Below are 22,996 nucleotides of genomic sequence, written 5' to 3' on the forward strand. Positions count from 1 at the left end.
TTGCTGGATTTTGTTGTAATGTGTATTATGTAAGAATCCCATGCAGTAAAGCATGGCGGTGCCTACTTGGGTGGTTTTTAATCATGCGGTGGGATGTTGTGATCGCTCGTTTTTAATATGCAGGCTTTAACAGTTTTTTGATAAAATTGTTGGGTGGAAATGAAAATAGTGTAAGAAGGTGGTAATGATATGATGAATATTTCATTAATCGACCTGACAAAACAGTACGAGTTGATTAAGGAAGAACTACATGATTCAATTGAAGAAGTCCTCAAAAGCGGTCAATTTATTCTGGGTCCGAATGTTAAGGCGCTGGAGGAGGAAATAGCGCAGTATACAGGGAATAAATACGGTATAGGTGTGGCCAATGGTACCGATGCGCTGGTTTTAACGCTGGATGCTCTGGGTATAGGCCCAGGAGATGAGGTAATTACTTCGCCTTTTACCTTTTTTGCTTCGGCTGAATGCATTTCGCGAGTGGGAGCCCGTCCCGTATTTGTCGATATTGATCCGCTGACATACTGTATGGATGTAAATCAGATTGAAGAAAAAATAAGTGAACGGACCAAGGCTATTATTCCCGTTCACATATTCGGCCAGATGGTGGACATGGACCCGCTTTTAGAGATTGCCAAAAAGTACGGCCTTAAAGTGATCGAAGATGCATGTCAGGCTATAGGGGCTACCTACAAGGGAAGGCCTGCTGGTTCTATAGGGGATGCAGGCTGCTTCTCATTTTTCCCTACCAAGAACCTTGGAGGATATGGGGATGGCGGGATGGTGGTTACATCGGATGACGAGCTAAATGCTAGAATACGTTTGCTGAGAGTGCATGGGAGCCCGAAAAAGTATTATCATGAATGTTTGGGGTATAACAGCCGGTTAGATGAAATTCAGGCGGCTATCTTGCGGGTGAAGTTTAAATACTTGGAGAAATGGAATGAAGCCAGGCGGGAAAAAGCTGCCCTGTATACTCAGGCATTTAAAGATTTGCCTCTTAAAACCCCGTACGAAGCTCCTTACGGCCGCCACGTGTATCATTTGTATGTGCTGGCAACTTCCAAGCGAGATGAATTGCTCAGTTATTTAAAACAAAAAGGTATAGGATGTGGCGTATATTACCCGCTGCCTTTACATTTGCAGCCGGCATATAAAGGGCTTGGGTACAGGAGGGGTGATTTCCCTGTTGCCGAGGAGCTGTGTGAGCAAGCGCTGGCCCTACCGCTTTATCCTGAATTGGAAAAAGAAGAGCAGCAGTACATAATACAGGCTGTACGGGAATTTTTTGAAAGGGGATAATGAATGAACGAGAAAATCAATTTTGGCATCATTGGATGCGGCCGTATATCGGGAAAACATGTGGAAGGTATTGCAAAAAACAGCAGCGATGCACTGCTCAAAGCGGTATGTGACCTGATACCCGAAAGGATGGAGGCAGCGGTAAAACGCTATAACGATTGTATGGGGCAGGAAATGGATGTAAAGAGATACAGCGATTATCAGAAGCTCCTTATGGATCCCGAAATTCAAATAGTGAACATTGCAACCGAAAGCGGTTACCATGCGCGGATTGCAATAGAGGCTTTGGAGGCCGGCAAACACGTTATTGTCGAGAAGCCAATGGCTTTGTCCATTAAAGATGCCGATGCCATGATAGAGGCGTCGAAGAAATACAACCGCAAATTGTGCGTATCATTTCAAAATAGGTTTAACCTGGCCGTGCAAAAGCTGCGCTCGGCTTACGAAGCGGGGCGTTTTGGGAAATTGATTCATGGAGTAGCCTCCATTCGCTGGAACCGCGATGAAAATTATTATCGCCAGGCTTCGTGGAGAGGGACATGGGCTTTGGATGGAGGAGCCTTGATGAACCAGTGTACTCACAATATAGACCTGCTTCAGTGGTTCCTGGGAGAGGCCCAGACGGTGTACGCCCAGGCTGACACTTTTTTGAGGCCCATTGAGGGGGAGGATTGCGCGGCTATCATTATCCGATTCAAAAACGGGGCCATAGGCATTGTAGAGGGGAGCGTATGCGTGTTCCCGCGTAATTTAGAAGAGACGCTCAGCATATTTGGGGAAAAAGGGACAGTTTGTCTCGGGGGGATTGCACTCAACCATATAGAGGTATGGAAGTTTGGCGACGGGCTGGATGATGAGCAACAGGTTATGCAGGAGTATGGGGAAAACCCGGATAACGTTTATGGATTTGGCCATGCGCCGTTATTTGCAGATATGATTAAAGCTGTGCGCGAGGATAGAAGGCCTGCTATTGATGGCGAGGAGGGCAAAAAAGCTTTGGAAATTATACTGGCGGCCTACAAGTCTGTGAAAACAGGCTTGCCCGTCGAGCTTCCTTTGGCGGATTTTTCTACGCTTGATATGGTTGGAGTGAACAAAAGAAGGGGGATGTCGTAATGCAGTATATTCACCCCAGTGCCAGGATAGGTAAAGATGTAAAAATTGGCATGTTTACAGTCATACACGAGGATGTGGAAATAGGTGACGGTTGCGTTATTGGGAGTAATGTGGTTATACACCCCGGTACGAAGATTGGCAGCTTTGTAAGGATAGATGACGGAACGATTATTGGGAAGATGCCCATGCGTTCTCCAAGAAGTGCGGTTAAACCCGGTACGGAGGTTTCTTCCAGTGACCTTGCTCCCGCATGTATTGGGGATGGGTGCCTCATAGGTGCGGGAACTGTAATTTACAGGGGCTGCCATATAAGCTCCCGTGTCTTGATAGCCGACCTAGTAACCATAAGGGAAAGGACAACTATTGGAGAGGAGAGCATTATTGGCCGCGGTGTTGCGGTTGAAAACTACTGCCGTATTGGGAAACGATGCAAATTAGAGACCAACGCCTATATTACTGCCTATTCGGAGCTGGAAGATGATGTGTTTATAGCACCGGGCGTGGTGACATCCAATGATAATTTTGCCGGGCGAGGCAAGGAACGCTTTAAATATTTCAAGGGAGTGACAGTAAAGCGCGGAGGTAGGATAGGGGCACAGGCTACTATTTTGCCTGGCAAGGTAATAGAAGAGGAAGGCTTTGTTGGGGCAGGAAGCGTGGTAACGCGCGATGTTAAAGCCCGCAAGATTTACTTTGGCAATCCTGCAAGGGAGATAAGGGATGTACCTGAAGAACAGCTGCTTGAGAATCAGTAAAGAACTTTTTTGAGTGCCTGGAGGACCTGTGAAAATGAAAGTTTTGGTATTATCCCATATGTATCCATCGTCTTTTAATTTTTTGTCGGGAATTTTTGTTCACGAGCAGGTTAAAGAGCTGATTAGGCAGGGCTGCGAAATTAAGGTTGTTTCCCCCGTGCCGTTATCTTTTTTTCCGTTGAATAAGATTAGCAGTAAGTGGCATAGGTATTCTCAAATACCGTTTAGGGAAGTGCGTGATGGTGTGGAGGTATACTATCCCAGGTATGTGGCTTTTCCGAGAGATGTATTTTTTGCTTCTTCAGGCTTAAGGATGTACTGGGGAATAAGGAAGTTAATCCGGCAGCTGTGCGAGAGTTTTAAGTTTGATATTATCCATGCCCATGTAGCTTTACCGGACGGGTATGCTGCAATGCTGGTAAGCAAAGAATTAAAAAAGCCCTTTGTGGTAACCATTCATGGGCAGGACTTGCAGCATACGATATATAAAGGGCATGGATGCAGGAAGTCTTTGACCAGGGTTTTCGAAAATGCTGATATTGTTATTACTGTAAGTGGAAAATTGAAAAGAATTGCAGAGGCAGAAATTGGATTTTCTGATAAAATAAGGGTAATAAATAATGGGATAAATAAGAACAGGATTGAGCAGATAGCTTTATCAGCTAAAAATACTGGTACTTGCGGTAGTGAAAAGATTATCTTAAGCGTGTCCAATCTTATTAAAACAAAAGGAATTGATTTCAATTTACTTGCTTTATCCAGGCTTTTGCCTAAGTACCCTAATGTTAAATACTTGGTGGTTGGTGATGGGCCGGAGAAAGGTTCTTTATTGGATTTATCGGAAAAATTAGGTATAATTAGCAATGTTGAATTTCTGGGCAAACAGCCAAATGATGAAGTGATAAAGTATATGTGCAACGCCGATATCTTTTCGTTGCCTAGCTGGAGTGAAGGCTTTGGAATAGTTTATCTTGAAGCCATGGCATGTGGGAAGCCGGTAATTGCCTGCCAAGGAGAGGGAATAGAAGATGTTATAAAAGACGGTGAGACGGGTTTTCTTGTCAGGCCGCAGGACGTTGATAGTTTAGCGGAGGTTTTGGAGTTCTTATTGAACAATCCTCAAAAAGCACGGGATGTTGGTGAAAAAGCAAAAAAACATGTTATGGAAAATTATACATGGGAAAAGGTTGCTTCAAAGATTATATCGGTTTACCAAGAAGTGATAAAAAGAGGTTTATAAAAATCTCAACTTATTTATTGAGGTGTTAGCATGAATATTTTGTATATCAACCATTACGCCGGATCTCCGACCCACGGAATGGAGTATAGGCCGTATTATCTTGCCAGGGAATGGTTAATAAGCGGGCATAAGGTTACGGTGGTGGCTGCTTCATACTCACATTTAAGGAGTAAAAATCCTTATGTAGTAAAAGAGCTTGAAGAAGAATTCATAGATGGTATAAAATATGTATGGCTCAAAACGCCGACCTACAAGGGTAACAATATAAAAAGGGTAATGAATATGTTTTCTTTTGTGTGGAAGTTATTTAGAATCAGCAGAAAAGTGGCTGAAGATATAAAGCCCGATGCGGTGATAGCTTCCTCTACCTATCCTTTGGATATTTATCCTGCTTACCGCATCGCCAATTTTTCGGGGGCTAAATTGGTTTTTGAGGTGCACGACCTGTGGCCTCTGACTCCCATGGAGCTGGGAGGTATGTCGAAATGGCACCCGTTTATCGTAATTTTGCAGAAGGCCGAAGACTTTGCATATAAACATGCCGACAGGGTTGTGTCGGTACTGCCTAAGGCTTTAGATTATATGGTGAGCAGAGGCCTGGCTCCTGAAAAATTTGCATATATTCCCAATGGTATTGATACGGATGAATGGGAAACTCTTGATGTCCCTCTGCCATCGGAGCACATGGCGGTTATCGAGGGGTTAAAAGGGAAGGGATACTTTATTGTAGGTTATGCAGGTTCTCATGGAATTGCAAATGCTTTGGATTATTTTATTGAATCTGCCAGATACTTTGAAAATTTGCCTGTTGCATTTATCCTTGTAGGGCAGGGACCTGAAAAAGAAAGGATTCAAAAATATGTTGTAGAAAACCAACTTAGGAATGTAATATTTTTGCCCCCAGTACCTAAAGAGTGTATTCCAAATTTGTTGAGAAAAATGGATGCCTTGTATATTGGCTGGCGTAAAAATAGGTTGTACAGATTTGGAATAAGCCCTAATAAGCTCTTTGATTATATGATGGCCGGGAAACCCGTCATTCATGCCGTTGAAGCAGGAAATGACCCGGTTGTGGAATCTGGTTGCGGGATCTCTATTCCTCCCGAAGACCCCATTGCTATTGCGGAGGCTGTGAAGAGGATAATGGATATGCCAGCAGAAGAGAGAAACGCAATGGGCTTGAAAGGGAGAGAATATGTGCTCAAAAATCACAGCTACAATGTGTTGGCAAAACGATTTATTGAAGCAATTAAAGGATAAGAGGTAAAAAATACTGCAGGTTAGAGAGGCGGTTTAAGATGAGGGATACTTTTCTTCCTTTTTCTCCTCCATTGATAGGTGAAGAAGAAATTGACGAGGTAGTAGATACTTTAAAGTCGGACTGGATTACTACAGGTCCGAAGACAAAAAAGTTCGAGGATGAGTTTAAGAATTATTTTAATGCGCCGGCAGCTCTGGCGCTTAATTCTTGTACTGCTGCTTTGCATACTTCTTTGATAGCACTGGGTATAGGGCAGGGAGATGAGGTAATTACAACACCTATGACATTTTGTTCGACCGTTAATGTGATTGAGCATGTTGGTGCCCGCCCTGTACTGGTGGATGTCGAACCTGATACTTTGAATATTGACCCTGAAAAGATAGAAAGGGCGATTACACCCCGTACCAGGGCGATCATTCCAGTGCACTATTCGGGCCACCCAGTGGAGTTGGATTATATTTATGAAATAGCTGAGAAATACAATTTATTTGTCATCGAAGATGCTGCTCATGCGGTGTCGGCAAAATATAAAGGGAAGTTCATCGGTTCCAGCAGCAATCCTGTGTGTTTTAGCTTTTATGCAACTAAAAATTTGACCACAGCAGAGGGTGGAATGCTGACCGGTGACTCCGAATTTATTGAAAAGGCCAGGGTTATAAGCCTTCACGGGATGAGTAAAGACGCGTGGAGGAGGTATTCAAAGGGAGGTAGCTGGTATTACGAGGTGGTAATGCCGGGGTTTAAGTATAATATGACCGATATTCAGGCCAGTCTAGGTATCTGCCAGCTTAAAAAGCTTGAGAGATTTCAAGCACGGAGAAGAGAAATTGTGAAGATGTACAATAAACATTTTTCCGAAGAAGAAGCGCTGGAGATTCCCGTAGAACGTCCTTACGTTGAACATGCGTGGCACCTTTATGTGCTTAGGCTGAATACCCAAGCATTAAAAATTGATAGGAACGAGTTTATCGAGGAGCTGGCCAAAAGGAACATAGGAACCTCTGTACACTTTATCCCGGTTCATATTCACCCGTATTACAGGAAGAAGTATAATTATAAGCCGGAAGATTTTCCTGTGGCTTATTCAAATTATTTAAGGATGGTTAGCATTCCCCTTTGCCCAAAACTTACCGATAATGATGTGTATGACGTAATCGAAGCAGTATTGGATGTAGTGAAGGTGTATAAAAGATGAGGATTAGCAAGAGGATTTTTGACATATTCTGGGTACTGGTGGGTATGCCTTTTCTTATTCCTTTATTTATAATTATACCCATATTAATAAAACTCGACGATGGGGGGCCTGTATTCTTTGTTCAGGAACGAATAGGGTATAAGGGTAAGCCGTTTAAAATATGGAAGTTTAGGACGATGGTGGTAGGTGCGGAACAGAAGGGGAATTTGATCACCGTAGGAAGAGACCCTAGAATAACCCGGGTTGGCTATTTTTTGAGAAAATTTAAGCTAGATGAACTGCCGCAGCTGTTTAATGTCCTCAAAGGTGAGATGAGCCTGGTGGGCCCCAGGCCGGAAGTAGAAAAATATGTTAAATTGTACACTCTCGAACAGAGGAAGGTTTTGGATATTATGCCTGGTATAACTGACCCTGCTTCTATAAGGTATTCCAATGAGAGCGAGATTTTAGGGCAGTTTCAGGACCCGGAGAAAGCGTATGTGGAGATAATAATGCCTGAGAAGATAAAGCTTAACCTAGAATATGCGGAGGAAGCTTCATGCTGGAAAGATTTCCTAATAATTGTCAAAACCTTTTTTAGAATTTTAAATTGGTTTGATGCAGATAGAGAAACTTTTAAGTTTGACAAGACAAAGGTCACTTTTATTGATGCTGCCAAAAAGTAAGGTTTCTCTTTCATTTACAAATTCAAAGCAGAGGGAAATAAAGAATTCACAGCGTTAATAAATAAACAAGAGTTTAGGCTAGATTTTGGACAAATGTTGCAGTTTTTCCAGTGAAAATTTATCCAATTTATATATTGACAATAATTTCATATCTCATATAATAGAGATAGAGACTGATTCGAGGAGACTTAAATTGAATCTTAGCTTGTCTGGTTATTACCTGGTTCCCGAAAAGTAGCAGTAGTAGTGGGCAACAAAAAAGTAGGGAATCTGGTAAGAAAACCAGGTAAGCTAAAAAAAAAATGAAAATTGCAATATTAAATGCAACACTTTTTTAAGGAAAAGTATGATATAGATATCCAAATTTTTACTGTTTAAAATGTAAAACCTTATGTTGTCAAGGGAAGGGTGGAGATTTTCGAGCGTAAGCGAGAAAATACTACCCGACCTTGACAACATAAACCAAATGATATAATTGTTTCCAGGCCATTTGGCACACCCAGCCAAATGGCCTTAACTGTAAACTATCATTGGGCCTTCTTCAGACTACTACCTTAGCCTGCTTGAACAAACTGCCTCTCTAATACTTTGCCTTTTTCCCTGCAAATACTTAATAGCTCTCTGTAAAAACATTGCTCTGCAGTACTGTAATCCAGTATTTTCCTAGGATATTGATTCATCCATCTCTCTATCTCCTTAACCTCTGTTGATGGTATATTTTTTATCGCTTTGCCCTTGGGAATAAAACGCCTTATAATCCCGTTTTGCCTCTCATTGCTTCCCCTCTCCCATGATGAGTAAGGATGAGTAAAATATGCTTCGCTTTTCAGGTTCTCTAGAATAGTTGATAGCTCACTAAACTCTGAACCGTTGTCGGCTGTTATACTCTTAAACACCTCCCCAAACAGTTCTCCATAGCAGGCTTTAAGCTCCATAAACACTTTCTTTACCGCTTCACTATTCCTTGATTCTAGAAGAAATATGTGCTCGTACCTGGTTTTTCTTTCAGTCAATGTCAAAAGTACCGCATCACTAGAACGTTTGCCTACTACAGTATCTATTTCCCAGTGCCCAAATTCTTCCCGCGTCTCTACTTCCTTTGGCCTTAAATCTATGCTTTTACCCATAATCCGTTTAGGTTCTCTTTTCTTCGTCTTATCCCTGGGTTTTAGCCTCGGCTTGAGTAACAAATCAATATTGCGTACTCTAAGCAGTCCTCTGTCTATATAGTTATACAGAGTTTTAGTACAAACAATAGGCTTATCTTTCCAACTAGGATCCTTCTTACAGTACCCCACTATAGTATCCGGAGCCCATGGCTTTTCTTGGAGCATCTTTTCTTCCGCAAATCTGATGAAGTCCTTAACGAGCGGTAGTTTGAGTTTAGCACCACAATTTTTCCGTCTCTTTTCATATACTGCCTGCCCTGCTTCGGGGAAGTATGCTTCATAAGTAGACAAGTCAGATTTAAGCTGAGTAACAGTGCCACGCTTAATTTCCCTGCTAATAGTACTTGGAGCTCTGCTTAGTTGTTTTGCAATGTAGCGTATACTTTTGCCTTCTTTGTACAAGGCAGCAATTTTCCCTCTTTCATAGACACTTAGGTGTTTAAAAGAGCGACTTTTCGTGGTACAATTATGTTGAGCCATAGTGAGACCTCCCTGTATGTTTAGTGGTTTTGGATATCTATATCATACAGGATTTCTCACTATGGTTCTACTATTTTTTAGGTGTTGCATTTAATTTTACAACGAACCGCTAAAAAAAAAAAAAACTAGAGGAGGAGAGGAAAGTGAAGAGAAGGCTCTCAATCTTGCTCACATTAGTGTTTTTATTCACTGCAGTATTCAGCGCATCTATAGGTGCGGTATATGCTTCCAGCGACGACAACCGCATTGCTGGGCAGAACCGCTATGAGACCGCCTGCGCAGTAGCAAAAGCGAAATACACAACTGCTGAAGCCGTAATTATAGTAAGGGGTGATGATGCAGAGGATGGCACTCCCAATGTAGTTGATGGTTTGACTGCAAGCGTGTTAGCAGGAGCAAAAGATGCCCCCATTCTATTAACTGAAGCTAATAAGCTTCCGGATGTGGTGGAGACTACCATTAAAGAATTGAAAGCCGAAAAAGCATACATAGTTGGCGGAACAGGTGCTGTAAGTGAAGATGTGGAAGCTGAATTGGAAGCAATGGGCTTGGAGGTAGAGAGAGTAGCAGGCCAAAATCGTTTTGAGACTGCTGTAGCGGTCGCAAAAGAGGCTAATACAGGTTCAAAGACCGCTATCGTAACGCAGTACCTTGCATTGGTAGACGCATTGGTAGCAGGTCCTCTTGCTTATGTAAACAAGTATCCGATTCTGCTGGTAGGCCAAAATGCAGTGGGTGATACGACAGCTAAAGCCATCAAAGACCTTGGCATCGAGAATGTAATAATTGTTGGTGGTACTGGAATCATAAGTGAGGACGTTGAAGATGAGCTTGAAGGACTGGTAAGCGGTACTGTCACACGTGTGGCTGGCAATGACAGATATTTGACCAGCTTGGCAGTGGCTGCAAAGTTTGATGTCAAGGAAGTAGCGCTGGTAAACGGTGATAGCTTTGTTGATGCAGTAGCAGCTTCTGTATTGGGTCTCCCAATTGTTTATGTAAAGCAGAACAGCATGATCGCTGACGCCGAGAAGTTCATCGCTGACAAAGCCAGCGGAGTCAAAGTCATCGGCGGCACGGGAGTAATAAGCAGCACACTTGCTCAGAAGGCAAAAGAAGCTGTAGAGTTAAGGATAGTGTCGGTAAGCGCGGTTGGTGCCAAGAAGTTACAGGTGGCTTTCAACAAAGCAGTAGATCCTAACAAGGCACAATTTGAAGTAAAAAGAGGAACAGTAAAGCCGTCTGTTAAGTCTATAACCTTTGCTGATGATAAGAAATCGGCCGTGATTGAGTTTAATGTTGCTCTGGCAAGTGGAGACTACAGTGTGACGGTCACTGGGTTAAAGGATGTAGCTTTAACTGCTACAACGAAAGTAGAAGCTGCAAAATTGACAACCATTGAATTTACAAGTGATGTTGCAGTTATTTCAAGTGATGCTAAACAAATAAAAGTAGGGGTTGTAGCTAAAAACCAGTATGGTGAAGAAATTTCCTTTAGTCCAAACGTTTCCGCTTCTAAAGGTGCTTTTAAAGAGTTGAAATCAAATGTATTAACAATAGAGTATAGTGATGGTAAATATACCGTTGGTGAGAAAGTAGTAGTCACAGTTGTTGATCCCGCAACCGGCGTGGTAGCTAGCAAAACGTTGACAGTTGCTCAGGCTGCCCAAGTGGCATCGATTAAGATTGGTGAGCTAAAGACCGATGATGCTGATTTAGCTAAAAAGCCCATTAATGTAACGAATTTGAATAGCAACTTAACTAAATATTACATTCCTGTTGAGATTAAAGATCAGTATGGGAACGTATTAAAAGCTACTGACTTGGCGGGAGTAGATATACTGTCATCGAATAGATCAATTATAAATCCAAAAGGATTTAAAGATTTGAATGGTGCTACAGTCATCGAATTACAAGCAGCAAATCCAACTCCAGCAACATCTGGTACTGCAGTAATTACCATAGTAGCAGCGGGAACTGGTGTAACTGCTAGCACAACGATTACTGTATTGGCAGATGCTAAGATTGATGCAGTTCAATTGTCAGCTCCTGAAACTGAATTAAAGATCAATAGAGCAGCTGTATTACCAGTAACAGTAGTAGATACTTATGGTAATGAAATAGCGTTGAAAGATATTGTTATAGTTATTGACGCAACAGGTACTCAGTTGAAAATGAATGATCAGGCTACATTAACTGCAAATGGTGCAACATTAGCTACAAAGACAAATTATGTTACTGGTGTTACTACAATTGAAATAACACCAACAGCAAAGAATGTAGTTCTTACTGTTGTTGTACCCTCAACTGGTAAATTCCAGAGCTTAACATTAACCGCACTTGATGAACCGGTACCAGCATCTATCAAGGGTATGAAGTCGTCGTTTGTATCAATGCTGGCTAACGATACAAGTATGAAGACTTCTATAGTAGGTAATGTGGAATTCCTGGATCAGTATGGAGAAGCGATAAATGTAAATTATGGTGCTCCCACAGGTGATGCATACGGTTATACTGTAACTCCAAAAGAGGCTACTGCTGATAACACAACAGAAACTGGTAACGATATATTCGCCAAAACAACTCCGGGAACAGATGTATATGTAGTTAAATTGATGAAAGGTTCGACCGTACTGGATGAGCTGGAGGTACCGATCACTGTTGTAGATAAAGATAAGATAACCCAGTTTGAAATTGAAGATCCTGGCAAGCTTTACACGGGTGCTGGTGCTCCTGTAGCTTATGACCGAGAAATAAAAGTTTATGGGAAAGTTGATGGCAAGAAAGTTGAAATTCCTCAAACGATGGTTACTTTCTTGACAAATACGAAGGGCTTGCCGATTGTGAAGGATACAGATAACGTATATAGGTATAAGACATCGCAGTTGCCGACAGGCGGCATTAATACTGATGGTAAAGATGAAACTGCTACAATTACTGCACTTGTCGAAGCTGGTGGCAAGACCTACACGGTAACAAAAGATGTGGTTTACAGCTCGGCAGCGCCTAAAGCTCAGAGCTTGGCATTCATGAAAGACAACCAGGAAGTTACAGCAGTTGAAATTTCAGCAGACAAGTTGAACAATGGTGATCTCTATAGTGGAATTGAAGGGTTCAAAGTAGTTGCAAAAGATCAATACAATGTTGAGTGGAAGAACGTAACATTTGTCGTAACCAGCAATGAAACAGGAGCTACAGTCTCTATTGATTCAACAGGAAAAGTGACAGTCAATGGAACACTGACAATAGGCAAGTCCTTCCAGATCAACGCCTTCATTGACGGGCTGTACAAAGCAGTAAAAGTATTTGTGAAGTAACACTACAACCGGAGATAGGGGTCAAATCCCTATCTCAAGGAGAGTTGAACACCTCACAGGAAAGATCCTGTGAGGTGTTTTATATTATAAGCTTTACTGCAGTGGCGATAATCAGTCAGTGTGGATGTTAAGAAGTAAACAAATTTTGGGGGTGTTGCGAGTAGCCCTGTACGCCAAATATCCTGTCTGCAGAATAGGTAAGCTGTTCTGTGTGTTATAAGGATTGTTTGGCTACAATTTAACGGTTACGGGCTAGACAACATAAACAACTCAAGAGTGGGCAGTTTGAACCCAATAAATCCAAAAACCTATCAAACAACGACAGGTGCAAATGTGTGCTAGCGAAAACGCATATATGCTGATTAAAAGGGGGATGCCTGTGATACATATGAAAAACAAAGCCATAACTCTGATAACTGCACTGTGTGTGGTTGTGCTTTTTATCTTTACTCCAGCGTATGCACAAACTAGCGATAGCAATGAGATACTTGACGAGGTTAGGTATCTCATAGAGAACTACTACGTTGAAGAAGTAAGCGAAGATGTTCTGAACGCCGGCGATATAGAAGACATCATCCAAGCTCTGGGTGACCCCTACAGCTCCTACATGACCGCCGATGAGTATCAGGCGCTGATGGACTCCATTGAAATGGAGTTCGTGGGTATAGGGGTTACGGTTGAAAAGGTTCCTGAAGGTGTGCTGATACTGTCGGTTTTCAAGGGTTCCGGAGCAGAAGCGGCGGGACTTCAGCCCGGCGATATCATTATAAACGCCAATGGTGTAGATTTAAAGGATCTGGACCTGTCCGAGGCATTGAGGTACATAAAAGGCGATGAGGGGACAGCGGTGCTGCTCACGATAAAGAGGGGGGACGTGGTATTTTCGGTACCGGTGCTGCGTAAAAGGATAACCCTGCCCACTGTGGAATGGGAGTTGATCGATGAAGTGGGCTACATTAGGGTATGGTCATTTGGTGAGGATACCGCCACTCAATTTGAGCAGGCGGTTAAGGAGCTGGAAGAAGAGGGTGCAAAAGGGCTCATTATCGACCTGCGAGGGAACGGAGGCGGGTACCTCCAGTCGGGCGTAGATATGGCCGGGTATTTTACTGACGGTCAACCGGCCACCCTGGTGCATGTCAGGAGCGAGGGTACATATTACCTGGTTCCCGAGCAGGATTTCCAGGTTGACTTGCCGGTGCTGGTGCTCATTGACGGTTTTACTGCCAGCGCATCGGAGCTTTTTGCAGGGGCGCTGCAGGATTACAGCAGAGCCTATCTGCTGGGCGGTAATACATTCGGTAAGGGCAGCATACAGTCGTTGTTTCCTCTAAGTGATGGAAGCGTGCTGAGGCTGACCGTCGGGCATTTTTACACACCCAGAGGCAGGCAAATAAGTGGTACGGGGCTGAAGCCGGATTTAAACCTTCGGGACGAGTTTCTTTTAAATGCCGCGGTTCTTCTTCTGGGCGGGGATGCCGAAAATAGGAATTCGAAAGAGGGATTTACCGCCGTGCAGATTAAAGAGGGCGACATTCTGGATGTCGACCTTAGCAAGGCTCGGTCCGACGAGTACTGGGAAAGCTACCGACATATAATAGAAAGTGCGCTGAACGAGGGGAAGGAACTGTATATAGGAACCGACGACGGATGGCAAAAGAGCGGGGAACTGCAGCTGTACAGATGGTATTATCCTTATTATGATGAAGTTCCGGTTTTGAAGGGTATAAAACCCGACAAGGAGTTTACAGTAACCTTCTCAAAGCCGGTTGATGCCGGTGAGGTAAAGGGAAAAATCCAGCTTATAGACGCGGAAACGGGCGAACGCACTCCCTGTTCGGTTTTTCAGTTGAGTGACAACCAGGTTAAGGTGGTGCCGGATGAGCTGCTTCAAAGCGGAAGGGAGTATTATTTGGTAATAGAAGAGGGCATAAGGGCAAGGACCGGGGCTTATCTAGGCCAGGGGGTGCTGTGCCGAGCGGTGGTGGAGGAGTAAATGAACAGTCCTGTGAAAGGTGTTGCTTGTGTTCAGAGGCGGCCGAATGCATTTGGCTGCCTTCATTTTTTGCATATTTATAGAAGGAGAACCCTCACTGCTTTCTCAGGTTATACGTTGTCTCACTGTGTATATTTGGTACCACTTTTGTGATTGTGGGTTGTTGATTTAAGCTGTAAACGGTTGCTAATCTGCATCCGGCGTATTATAATAATTACGATGTGAAAATTGAAGATGCCTGAAAAGCTATTGCAACGGGCTGATTAAAGGTTGCTCCCGCCTCAGGGGCGGGAAGAAAAGGTTAAGGGGTGTAAAGATGGAGCAGCAGATGAGCTACAAAAAGGCCACAATTGTGGTTATCATAATCACGCTGATCAGCAAGGTGACTGGTTTTTTGAGGGAAATACTCCTGGGCAATGCATACGGCGCTTCATATATCACCGATGCCTATCTGATATCCCTGACCATACCGCAGACCCTGTTTTCCAGCATAGCGGCGGCAATCACCACCACATTTATCCCCCTTTACTCGCGTATCAGGGTAGACGGCGGGCCCGGTGAGGACATCCGCTTTACAAACAGGGTGCTCAACGTAGTGCTTGTTTCAAGTGCCTCCCTGGCTGTACTGGGTATGGTGCTTACACGTCCTATTGTTTCCCTGATTGCCATGGGCTTCAAGGGAGAGGTTCTCGAGCTGGCAGTCAGCTTTACCAGGATAACCTTCCCCATGATCGTGTTTATCGGCATATGCCAGGTTTTTATCGGGTATCTACAGGCCAATAGCGAATTTGCGCTGCCCGCACTCATTGGCATACCCAGCAACGCCGTGATCATAGCAATGCTTCTTTTAAGCGATACCGTGGGACCGTATGGTCTGGTACTTGGTACCCTTGCTGGTGCAGTGATACAGGCTGTCATGTTGCTGATCGGTGCATTCAAAAAAGGATATAGCTACAGAAGCGAATTGAATTTCAGGGACTCGTATGTGGTAAATGTGATCACTTTGGCGTTTCCAGTTATGCTGGGTTCGACGGTGCAGCAACTCAACGCCCTGATTGACAGAATGCTAGCCTCAGGCCTAGCTGAGGGCAGCATCTCGGCGCTCAACTTTGCCAACAAGCTAAACGGCTTTGCGTACGGCCTTTTCACCGTATCGCTGGCTACCGTCATATATCCACTGCTTTCGCGCCTTAGCGCAGAGAAGGACATGGCCGGCTTCAAGGAGAAGCTTGTAAAGTCTCTAAACGTTATCACCCTCATCATACTTCCCATTACCGTTGGGGCGGTGGTTTTAAGGCAGCCTATAGTGTCGGTGCTGTTTGAGAGGGGTCGGTTTGATGCAAGGGCAACTGCCATGACCGCCTCGGCGCTCATGTTTTATTCGCTGGGCATGGTATTTTACGGCTATCGCGACGTGCTGAACAGGACCTTTTATTCGCTGCAGGATACCAAAACGCCCATGATAAACGGCATGCTTACCGTTGCGCTCAACATTGTGCTGAACCTCATCCTGGTCAGGTTTATGCAGCATAATGGCCTGGCGCTGGCCACCAGCCTGTCGGCTGTGGTCATGACCATGCTTTTGTTTGCAAACTTGAGGAAGCGGCTGGGCGGCATCGGTGGGAGAAAACTGGTTGGCGCGTTTTTAAAATGCGGTGCGGCATCGCTGATAATGGGATTTGTCGTGTACTGGCTAAATGGTTTTGCTGCAAGGCATCTTCCTTTGTCCAGCGGCGTGACGAGCATTTTGGTCCTTGGGTTTATGATAGGGTTTGGCGCCCTGCTGTATTTTGCTCTTGTTTATCTTTTCAGGGTTGAAGAGGTGGGTTGGCTGGCAGATATGGCCAGAAAGCGGATGAAAATTTCTGAATGAAAATTATAATGTTTTCGTTTTGCAGGAAAAGGATGACAGATGAAACTGATTCAATCACCCATCTGTTTTCGAACTCTTACTTCATTGATGGCATCAATTATTGAAAACCAGTTAGAATCATCAATTGCGCCAGTTCCGCCTATAACATACACTTCTCTTATCTGTGGTGCGATCTGACGCAGGTAATTTAGAGTTTCCGCTTTTACATAGTATCTTGGGACCAGCAAGAAAGGCCATCCTTTTTTGGCAGCCAGGCACACACCTGCCAGCATATCGGGATAATCCTGCCCTGTTGCAAGCACAACCCCGCTTGAGCCACTGTGGTTTTCATCATAATAACGGTTTATCCTGACGGATGTCAGGTACCTGTCGGTACCGTATATTCTCTCAGATGTCAGGCCTATTTTCTCGAGCTGTTTCTCGATATTCGGTGAGACGGCAGCCGGACCGCCGGCTATTATCACCTTTTTTATACCCCACCTTTCAATGGCATCTTTAAGCTCAAACTCTAGGCTACTGCCAGCGGTAAGCAAAATAGGTTGCCCCCTTTGGGCAGCGCAGGCTGCGGCCGCCAGCGCATCAGGATAGTCATATCCCGTTGCCAGAACAACAGTGTCAAAATCTGTGATTTCCTTTAATCTGGAAGCCACCTCAATAGAGGTATTCACCCTGTCACTGCCATAGATGCGCTCTACATGGTAGCCCAAACTGGCAAGGTCTTTCTCTATGTTCTTTGAAACCGCTTCCCTCCCGCCGAGTATATAAACATACGAGGCTCCCAGACGCTCAAGTTCATCCAGCACCCCCGGGTACAGCGTGTGGGATGGTGTAAGCAGTAAGGGCGCATCAAGAGCACGGGAGAGAGGAGCCGCAGCAAGCGCATCTACATAATCCTCGCCGCCTGTCAGAATAACACTTTCTGCAGATGCCCAGCCCCTTTTACTTGCCTCTATTGCAGTGTCGTATCTGTTCTTTCCTGCTATTCTGATGCTTGATATCGCTTCCGGCATGGGATAAATTCTTGCTTCCATGCTTGCATCGCTTATTTCGTATTTAATCGGGAGTGCGGTGCTATCCGCCAGCATCAACCTTAAATTCCATGTTCCTTCTTTAAGCTCTGCAGCAGGGTCAAATACAGGCATCATATTGAAATAGCCCTCGCTTACTGCGCGAAAGCGTATATAAAGGAGGGTTCCATCTCCGGTTATCCCCCTGCCACCCGTTAGGACACATGCGTAACTTAAACTACCGGCATCGTTGTCACAGTAGTTTACCACTTCTTTCAAAAGAGACCCTGTACTATTGAAAACATCTCCCTGCGTTACCCCAACAACGCGCAGGATATTCGGGTTATAAGTCATCTCTAAAGACATACCGTAAAGGTCACGAACACCGCTTACTTTTATTTCAACAGCAAATTCTTCCCATGTGCGAACATCACTCGGAAGGTTTATACGAATCCCAACGTTTTGCTGGATAGTCTTTCCGGGATAAAGGACTGTTATTCTTTTAAAATGCAGCACATAATCGTAGAGGTTTACCAGACCGTCTTTGTTCAGGTCTTTTACTCGTATAAGGTTTTTCGGGCTGTCATCCGTATCAATTATAATTTCTGGTGGTTTTACGGTAGCAGACAAAAGTACTGGAAAGATGAGCAAAACTGCAAGTACCACATAATAAACATAAATACTTTTTTTCAGCTTCATTTCCACTGACCCCTTTTAAGCTGTTTTTATTGAGCTCTCATAGTTAGATAACTTTCGAATACCGGATATAAAGGCTATAATAAGCAATAAAAAGGGCATAATTTGAACATGATACAATACTCCACCAGTAATATTGTTGATTGCGAGGCACAGGAAAATGCACTTTTCAAATAAGCCAAGCCACTTTGTTTCCCTTGATTTTTCAGTCGCGGAAGCTTCCCTGTATATGAGGTAATAGCCAAATACATAAAAACCAAAACCAATGATTCCGTACTTTCTCAATACCAGAAGGTATTCGTTGTCAACCGGCGGGGCAATGTCGAAAACGTTTTTCGCAGGTCCCCACCCAAAAACTGGCGATTCGGCTATCTCTTGTAGCACATCAGCCCATCTTTGAAGCCTAGCAAGTAAACTCCTATCATGTGTAAAATGGAGGCCGCTTATCATGCGTATTCTGAATGATTCATCAAAGGCAAAAAAGATAGCAACAAAAGCTACAGCAGCAAAAAGCAAAAGAAGGGTTACCTTTTTCATCCGGGGAGATGCTCTCTTTTGGGATTTAAATATGAGCCATGCCACGCAGATGAAATTGGCAAGAATATTCGTCCTCGACAGGGTACAAAGCAGTGCCGCAAATGATGTAATGGCCAAAAGTACTTCGGCCCAGATGATGCCTTTTTTTTCTTTTCGCTGGAAAAAGAAAAGCCTGCACACCATGTAAAAAAATATTATATTCAAGAAAAATCCAGCACTGTTGGGATCGGCCACTGTCCCTATTATACGGCGGTATTTGTAGAGGGCATCGATGTGAAGTTCGTGGGTGTACAAAAAAGAGATATTTCCGTTAAAGTGAAAGAGGTTGAAAAACTGGTAGAAGCAAAAGAGAATAAAAACAAAGGAAAAAAATATAAAGGAGTTGAAAAAGTTCTGGATGTCTTTTTTTGAAGCACTGAAGGTGATAGTATTCACCACCGCCACCACAATGCCGTATTCTATAAAACGCGCTATTTCAAAAAAATCTCGCACAGAGGGGATGCAGTTGAGGAATAAAAACGAAAAAAGTATCGAAATTAATCCGTACACCACGATGAAAAAAAGCAATTTTATTCCAGTAGCATTTTGTTTGAGAAAAGTGCGCGGATCTTCGTAAAGCAACCTTATTAAAAGCAAAGCTAACATAATCTCGTCAAAGCGTATGCTGGGGAGCGTAGTCACAACAAAAACCGGCGGTGAGAGGATAAGCAATCCTGTGAATACAGAGAGCGCAGCAAATTTGCCGACACGCCAGGCAACAAATACCACCAAAAATGCAGTTACTGCAAATACTGCCATATGCAGCATAACATTTGGGTTATTTCTTTGCAAAAATTTGCCCGTCAAAATCAAATCAAGGAGTACAACTGTCATAAAAAGAGAATATCTTGTGTCATTTTCCTCTAAAGCGGTACAATACATAAGCACTTGTTTCACCGCCTTCCTTTTCGTAAATAACCGCAGCCCAAATATCTTTCCGTATTTTATCACGCAGCTACAATTTTTGTAAAGGTTCATTGTAAAATTAAAATGCAACTCCCCAAAATTCATAGCCCTCATTAAATTGATGAGGTATAAACCATGATTCATTCTAAAGTAGCGAGGAAATGTGAGAAAGGAGATACACAAAACTTCCTTGTCCTATTGTTGTTTACATTATCTTACTTCTGTGATAACATAATGGTATAAAGCGAGAAATGTAAATGTAGGATTTGGGTCAATCTCATGTAAATAAAAGGAAATGGTAGAAGATATTTGTTGATGGAGAGGTAATGAGAGATGGGAAATAGTATAATTTGCCATATTACGTCTGCGCATCCTCCATATGATGACCGTATATTTCATAAAGAGTGTAAAACTTTAGCTGGGAATGGGTATAAAGTTGTTTTAATTGCACCCCATGATAAAGATGAAGTGGTTGAAGGAGTTAAAATTAAAGCGATACCAAAACCTAAAAATCGTAAAGAGAGAATATTAAAAATTACATTACAAGTTTATAAGTCGGCATTACGAGAAAATGCAGAAGTTTACCATTTTCATGATCCTGAATTAATACCTGCAGGAATAATGTTGAGATTCCATGGCAAAAAAGTTATTTATGATGTACATGAGGATGTGCCAAGGCAAATTATGAGTAAGGAATGGATACCTAAATATTTAAGAGGAATGGTAGCAGGTGTAATGGGTATGATTGAAGCATTAGCTTCAAAAATTATTGATGGTATAGTGGCAGCTACACCTGCTATTGCTAAGCGTTTTCCAAAGTTTAAAACTACAGTGGTTCAAAATTTTCCTATTGTTAGTGAGTTTGTTTTGGGCGAATCCATTCCTTATCAAAATCGTCCGGCGAAAGTCGTATATATAGGTGGAATCTCGATTATAAGAGGTATAAAAGAAATGATTAAAGCTGTTGAATTAGTAGCCAAAAAGGTGGATGTGCGTCTTGTCCTTGCTGGTAGTTTTTCACCACCTAGTTTAAAGGATGAAATAGAGAATCTAGAAGGATGGCAATATGTAAATTTTTTGGGTTGGCAGAATAGGGAGTCAATAGCACGATTACTTGGGGAGGCAAGAGTAGGTTTAGTCGTTTTACATCCTATACCTAACTACGTTGAAGCATGGCCGGTAAAATTGTTTGAATATATGGCTGTTGGGCTTCCTGTGATTGTATCTGATTTTCCGTTGTGGCGTGAAATTATAGAGTGTACAGGATGTGGGATTTTAGTGAACCCGCTGAAACCTAAAGAAATTGCGGATGCCATAAAATGGATTTTGGAGCATCCTGAAGAAGCCGAAAAAATGGGACATAGGGGAAGAGAGGCTGTATTGAATAAATATAATTGGCAAGTTGAGGGAAATAAACTATTAGAGTTTTATAGAAGGATTTTAAAAGAGGAGGTTGCAGTTTGAGTGGAAATAAAAGAAATAAAAAAAGAAAATGAGATAGAAGAATATAGAAAGCTCGCTTCTAGCTATGGGTCAATATTTAATACATATGAGTGGTTAAAAATATTTAATAATATTGTTCTCTATGGTATTTATGATAAAGGAGGTAATTTGATAGGTGGTTTTCATTTATACGAAGAAAAAAGAATTGGGCTTACAATTTATCGTAATCCGCCATTTACTCCATTTGTTGGACCATTCTTTAAAATAGATGCTCATAATCCAGTAAATGTCTTGAATAAATATAGAGAAATTCTTTCTGTAGTTGCTGAGTTTTTAGAGCAATTGGATTATTCCATAATTTCTATTTCTCTTGGAAGAAATATTATGGATACTTTACCTTTTATATGGAAAAGATTTAAAGTTGTTCCTGGTTATACATATATTTTAGATTTGAAAAAGTCGGTCGATGATCTTTATAACCGAATGTCAGTTGAAAGAAGAAATGATATAAACAAGGCTATTAAAGATAATTTAGCTGTACGGAAGATTGATGATTATAATATTGTAAAATCGTTGGTATTGAAGACCTTTTCTCGTCAAAAAAAAGATGTTGATAACAAATACTATTTGGATAAAATACTTTTTAGTTTCGCAAACGATAATAATTCTTTTGCTTTTGCAACTTTTAAGGAAGAAATACCTATTGCAAGCGCTTTTTGTGTGTATGATAGAACAACTGCATATTACTTGTTAGGCGGTTATGACCATGAATTTAAACATCATGGAGCTGGCGCTTTAGCAGTGTGGGAAGCTATAAAGTGTTCTAAGGAGCTCGGTTTAAAATATTTTGACTTTGAAGGTTCAATGATACCACAAATAGAAAGATATTTCAGAGGTTTTGGTGGAGAATTAACGGCGTATTTTAGAATAAATAGAGCATGGTTACCTTTAGAGGTGATTCTCAAGTGTTATAGAAGGGAGTTATTCTGATGAAAGTTATAGTTACTCACGATGTAGATCATATCAGGGTTTTTGAGCACAAGAACGATTTGATAATTCCTAAATTCTGGATTAGGAGCTTTATTGAATTTGGTTTAGGTTATATAGCCTATAGAGAAGTGAAAAATAGGCTTAAAGAGTTTATTCATAATAAGTGGCATAATCTTGAAGAACTTATAAAATTTGATAAAGAAAACAGAGTTCCTTCAACATTTTTTGTTGCGGTTTCAAAAGGAAGGAATCTTGCTTATTCTTTAAGTGACGCAGAATTTTGGATTAAAAAGATAATAAATGAAGGATTTAAAGTGGGAGTTCATGGAATCTCTTTTGAAGATTATGATGGTATTAAAAGTGAACATGAAATTTTCAAGAAAGTATCTGGTTTAGAGAAATTTGGAATAAGGATGCATTATTTAAAAGTTACCAATAAGACCTTGGATATGTTGAATAAAGTTGGTTATCTGTATGATTCTTCAATTTATGAGTTAGCCAATCCTTTTAAAGTGGGCGATTTATGGGAATTCCCTTTGTCTTTAATGGATGGGTATATAATCAACAAAAACTCTCGCTATCAAAATCAAAATTTAGAGCAGGTGAAAGACACAACTAAAGAAATTATAGAAAAAGCTATTACATGTAATTTAAAGTATTTTACAATCTTATTTCATGATAGGTATTTTAGTGAAAGTTTCTTGACATGGAGAGAGTGGTACGTTTGGTTAATAGAATATTTAAGAGAAAATAGGGTTGAATTTATTACGTTTGAGGAAGCTATAAAAGAATTGAGGGAAACCTAACTTAATGTGACTGATTGTTGTTTACTCCCTTTTGTTGACATTGTTGGCAAATACCATCCCCACGCCGGCGTTTGCGGGAGGGAGTTATCAGCGTATAGTCGGCAATGACAGATATGAAAACATCGGCAGCTATAAGCCGAATTGGTTGGGAGACTGCCGATACCGCAATAATTGCCCGTAGCGATGATTTTCGGATGCCTGTTTGA

At 42.1% G+C, this 22,996-nt stretch carries 16 protein-coding genes; 13 read left to right on the forward strand and 3 right to left on the reverse strand.

The genetic code is table 11. From position 1 onward, the window contains the following. The first annotated feature begins 192 nt into the window (after window positions 1-192). The 7 genes from JOD02_RS02700 to JOD02_RS02730 are packed head-to-tail and all read left to right on the forward strand — an operon-like array spanning window position 193 to window position 7,531. Window positions 193-1,299 carry a DegT/DnrJ/EryC1/StrS family aminotransferase gene (locus tag JOD02_RS02700; protein ID WP_204487326.1) on the forward strand — a complete coding sequence of 369 codons (1,107 nt, stop codon included), beginning with the start codon at window positions 193-195 and terminating at the stop codon, window positions 1,297-1,299. Window positions 1,300-1,302: 3 nt separating this feature from the next. Beyond that, complete coding sequence (locus JOD02_RS02705; protein ID WP_204486704.1) at window positions 1,303-2,415, forward strand: Gfo/Idh/MocA family protein; 1,113 nt, start codon at window positions 1,303-1,305, stop codon at window positions 2,413-2,415. After that, a complete protein-coding gene (locus JOD02_RS02710; RefSeq protein WP_204486705.1) occupies window positions 2,415-3,170 on the forward strand; it encodes an N-acetyltransferase in 756 nt (251 codons plus the stop codon). The genes JOD02_RS02705 and JOD02_RS02710 overlap by 1 nt, the downstream gene beginning before the upstream one ends. Before the next feature lie 34 nt (window positions 3,171-3,204). Next, window positions 3,205-4,410 (forward strand): glycosyltransferase family 4 protein, encoded by a 1,206-nt coding sequence (locus tag JOD02_RS02715; protein WP_204486706.1) that lies wholly within the window; start codon window positions 3,205-3,207, stop codon window positions 4,408-4,410. Between the two features lie 30 nt (window positions 4,411-4,440). Next, the gene (locus JOD02_RS02720) at window positions 4,441-5,670 is read left to right on the forward strand and encodes a glycosyltransferase family 4 protein (protein ID WP_204486707.1); all 1,230 of its coding nucleotides are present in this window, start codon (window positions 4,441-4,443) and stop codon (window positions 5,668-5,670) included. A 38-nt stretch (window positions 5,671-5,708) separates the two neighbouring features. Beyond that, window positions 5,709-6,866 carry a DegT/DnrJ/EryC1/StrS family aminotransferase gene (locus JOD02_RS02725; protein WP_204486708.1) on the forward strand — a complete coding sequence of 386 codons (1,158 nt, stop codon included), beginning with the start codon at window positions 5,709-5,711 and terminating at the stop codon, window positions 6,864-6,866. Further along, window positions 6,863-7,531, forward strand: coding sequence for a sugar transferase (locus JOD02_RS02730; RefSeq protein ID WP_204486709.1), 669 nt, complete (start codon window positions 6,863-6,865; stop codon window positions 7,529-7,531). Before JOD02_RS02725 ends, JOD02_RS02730 begins: the two co-directional genes overlap by 4 nt. A 554-nt stretch (window positions 7,532-8,085) precedes the next feature. Here JOD02_RS02730 and JOD02_RS02735 read toward each other — a convergent pair. After that, window positions 8,086-9,180, reverse strand: coding sequence for an IS30 family transposase (locus tag JOD02_RS02735; RefSeq protein ID WP_204486710.1), 1,095 nt, complete (start codon window positions 9,178-9,180; stop codon window positions 8,086-8,088). A gap of 143 nt (window positions 9,181-9,323) precedes the next feature. On the opposite strand from JOD02_RS02735, the gene JOD02_RS02740 reads away from it, so the two are divergent. The 3 genes from JOD02_RS02740 to murJ all read left to right on the forward strand — a co-directional run bounded on the left by JOD02_RS02740 (window position 9,324) and on the right by murJ (window position 16,366). Beyond that, complete coding sequence (locus tag JOD02_RS02740; RefSeq protein ID WP_204486711.1) at window positions 9,324-12,497, forward strand: cell wall-binding repeat-containing protein; 3,174 nt, start codon at window positions 9,324-9,326, stop codon at window positions 12,495-12,497. A 388-nt stretch (window positions 12,498-12,885) separates the two neighbouring features. Continuing rightward, on the forward strand, window positions 12,886-14,493 hold the full coding sequence (locus JOD02_RS02745; RefSeq protein ID WP_243426330.1) for a S41 family peptidase: 1,608 nt from the start codon (window positions 12,886-12,888) through the stop codon (window positions 14,491-14,493). 316 nt (window positions 14,494-14,809) lie between these two features. After that, complete coding sequence (murJ, locus tag JOD02_RS02750; RefSeq protein WP_204486715.1) at window positions 14,810-16,366, forward strand: murein biosynthesis integral membrane protein MurJ; 1,557 nt, start codon at window positions 14,810-14,812, stop codon at window positions 16,364-16,366. Between the two features lie 50 nt (window positions 16,367-16,416). Here the strand turns inward: murJ and JOD02_RS02755 are convergent, their stop codons facing one another. Together JOD02_RS02755 and JOD02_RS11745 are read right to left on the reverse strand one after the other, a co-directional pair. Continuing rightward, window positions 16,417-18,072 (reverse strand): cell wall-binding repeat-containing protein, encoded by a 1,656-nt coding sequence (locus JOD02_RS02755; RefSeq protein ID WP_204486717.1) that lies wholly within the window; start codon window positions 18,070-18,072, stop codon window positions 16,417-16,419. A gap of 15 nt (window positions 18,073-18,087) precedes the next feature. Then, window positions 18,088-19,542, reverse strand: coding sequence for an O-antigen ligase family protein (locus JOD02_RS11745; RefSeq protein WP_204486718.1), 1,455 nt, complete (start codon window positions 19,540-19,542; stop codon window positions 18,088-18,090). Window positions 19,543-19,884: 342 nt separating this feature from the next. Between JOD02_RS11745 and JOD02_RS02765 the strand changes: the two genes are divergently transcribed. Genes JOD02_RS02765 through JOD02_RS02775 form a run of 3 tightly spaced genes read left to right on the forward strand, consistent with a single transcriptional unit; the run spans window position 19,885 to window position 22,790 of the window. Then, a complete protein-coding gene (locus tag JOD02_RS02765) occupies window positions 19,885-21,015 on the forward strand; it encodes a glycosyltransferase family 4 protein (protein ID WP_204486720.1) in 1,131 nt (376 codons plus the stop codon). Further along, window positions 21,016-21,984, forward strand: a complete 969-nt coding sequence (locus JOD02_RS11750) for a GNAT family N-acetyltransferase (protein WP_204486722.1) — start codon at window positions 21,016-21,018, stop codon at window positions 21,982-21,984. After that, a complete protein-coding gene (locus tag JOD02_RS02775; protein WP_204486724.1) occupies window positions 21,984-22,790 on the forward strand; it encodes a hypothetical protein in 807 nt (268 codons plus the stop codon). Before JOD02_RS11750 ends, JOD02_RS02775 begins: the two co-directional genes overlap by 1 nt. Window positions 22,791-22,996: the final 206 nt, after the last annotated feature.

The sequence above is a fragment of the Caldicoprobacter guelmensis genome (assembly GCF_016908415.1).
Taxonomy (GTDB): domain Bacteria; phylum Bacillota; class Clostridia; order Caldicoprobacterales; family Caldicoprobacteraceae; genus Caldicoprobacter; species Caldicoprobacter guelmensis.